The sequence below is a fragment of the Vibrio sp. Isolate32 genome (assembly GCF_022397955.1).
Taxonomy (GTDB): domain Bacteria; phylum Pseudomonadota; class Gammaproteobacteria; order Enterobacterales; family Vibrionaceae; genus Vibrio.
Genome location: NZ_JAKEUQ010000069.1, coordinates 1 through 2093 on the forward strand (window position 1 = coordinate 1; position 2093 = coordinate 2093).

Annotated in this window: 3 protein-coding genes; 1 reads left to right on the plus strand and 2 read right to left on the minus strand. The window is 45.8% G+C overall.

Annotated elements, in window-relative coordinates; all coding sequences use genetic code 11:
• A partial coding sequence (locus L1D11_RS22350) for a site-specific integrase (protein ID WP_239862811.1) occupies positions 1 to 373 on the minus strand: 373 nt, incomplete at its 3' end.
• A 247-nt stretch (positions 374 to 620) separates the two neighbouring features.
• Here L1D11_RS22350 and L1D11_RS22360 point away from each other — a divergent pair.
• Complete coding sequence (locus L1D11_RS22360) at positions 621 to 1049, plus strand: VOC family protein (protein WP_239833809.1); 429 nt, start codon at positions 621 to 623, stop codon at positions 1047 to 1049.
• Between the two features lie 262 nt (positions 1050 to 1311).
• Here L1D11_RS22360 and L1D11_RS22365 read toward each other — a convergent pair.
• On the minus strand, positions 1312 to 2093 hold a 782-nt coding region (locus L1D11_RS22365; protein ID WP_239862813.1), incomplete at its 5' end, for a transposase.

Sequence of the window (2093 nt, forward strand, 5' to 3'; positions counted from 1 at the left end):
CGATATTGAGCCACTCCCACTGTTTATCGAGCGTATAGCGATAGAAGAACTGTAAGCCGTTACGGTCGAGTTTAATGGTGCTCCCGATATTGAGCCACTCCCACTGTTTATCGAGCGTATAGCGATAGAAGAACTGTAAGCCGTTACGGTCGAGTTTAATGGTGCTCCACGAGTGAGTTTGAATAAGAGATGCGAAGAACTGTTTGAGGTCGGCCGTGGTTAATGTATCAGGAGCCCGATCGAAATGAGCGGTGATCCGACGAACCGCACGAGAATAGGCATCAATGGTCGCAGGTCGTTTACCTTGCAGCTTAAGGTTGGTAAGGTGTTGTTCATAAAGAATGTTGTAGCGTTCTAAGTCGGTGGAATTCATAAGTTACTCCTGTTAACGACCATCAGGGTGATGGTGTGATAAGAGTATGACTTGTGCTGTCTTTATTCTGCCGCGCAGCGGCTTCGTTCAACAAACTGTTTAAGAGTGATTCGCAACGCGTGGCATTTTTACTATGCGTTGGTTTTGGTGTTTAAGGTGGTATGCGGCGGCATTTGTATTGCGTTGCTCACACCTCAACAGGGCATTATAACACAAGCGGTATTACACCATATAGCAAGGATAGATTATGGAAGAATATTGGAATCCTATGGTTCCCGAATTATCGGTAAGCAATTTTGAAGCGTCATTATCATTTTACGTCGATGTACTTGGCTTCTCTGTGCGAATTAAACGAGAAAATCCTGATTTTGTATACCTTGAACAAGAACAGGTTCAAATCATGCTAGAACAAATCACAGACTCAGGTTGGAGTACTGGCGAGTTAGTCGCTCCGTTAGGACGTGGGGTTAATTTTCAAATAGAGCTATCAGACTTAGAGCCATTGCTTAAAAGGCTGAAGCAAGCTCAGGTGTCTTTCTTCCGTGATTTAAAAGAGACATGGTATGACATTGGTGAAAAACTATCAGGTGAACGGGAGTTTCTTATACAAGATCCAGATGGTTACTTATTGAGGTTTACTCAACATCTTGGAGAGAAAGCGAAACCGTCGAAGTAGTGTTATAACAAATAAGGATTAAGGTGTTGCGCAGCCAACACTAAATCCCGAGTGTTGAACAAGCCCGAAGCCACTTTATTAAGTAAATTGTACGATTGAACTTGAAGGGCACATCGCTTTGAGGCTTTTCTCAAGGCGAGCGAGGTCAAGATAAGGTTGCGATAGCAACCTTATCAACCCGTTAGCGGTTTTCCGTTTCTTTCGTCGTTACATCTCCTTTGATTTCGTCAATGCCATTCTCCTTATTATCGGTGCCTTTCGGCTACGTGGGTCGGCTGACTCCAACACACGCCATGTCATGCTGACAGCAAGGGCATGCCCGTATCGCTTTTGTCCTTATCGGTGCGGTGAGTGGCGGCATGAGATAGAGAAGGTTCAACAKCAGCAGTTGAATGCGAACTCTTAAGGCGTGTGCTTGACCACGTAAAAATCCGTAATCTCGAACTCGTTGTAGCCCTTTGGGGAGCACGTGCTGCAAGATGAGCAGCAAGAACTCAAGGATGGGTAAGGTTCGAGTTTGCCATGCTTTGGTCTGACTCTCTTTATAACGGAAGGTGACCGTATCATCGGTGACCTTGATAATGTCTTCATCAGGCAGCACACCACGATAGAGGTAGCGAGATAAATAGTTCAGTGCTGACTGACCATAACCAACCTGCCTACAATCAACCACCCATTGTTTGGGTATGCCACTYGGCAGCCACAACGTTGGATGTTGATTCATGGCCTCTAACATTCTTGCCCGCCAGACTTTGGCCAAAGCYAACGCGTTAAAAAGGTAATGCTTGTTGCCTTTGTGCCACGTTTGTCTGGATGGGTCGTAACTGCCTGCTGCCACAATAATGTGCAGGTGTGGGTGCAAGTTTCGTTGTCGGCTGTGGGTATGCAGCACAGCAGTAAACCCAAGTTCACCTTGMAGCTGGCGGTTGGCAAAATCTTTTAAAACCCCCGATGCCACCTTAAACATACCGTTATATGTCGCTTTAGGCTGATGCCTTGCTAGCACTCTCAATTGATACGGTAAAGTGAAGGTCACCATGAAGT

What these genes read in the sequence shown, in the direction of transcription:
- L1D11_RS22360 (WP_239833809.1), top strand. Translation starts at nt 621, where the DNA reads ATGGAAGAATATTGGAATCCTATGGTTCCCGAATTATCGGTAAGCAAT.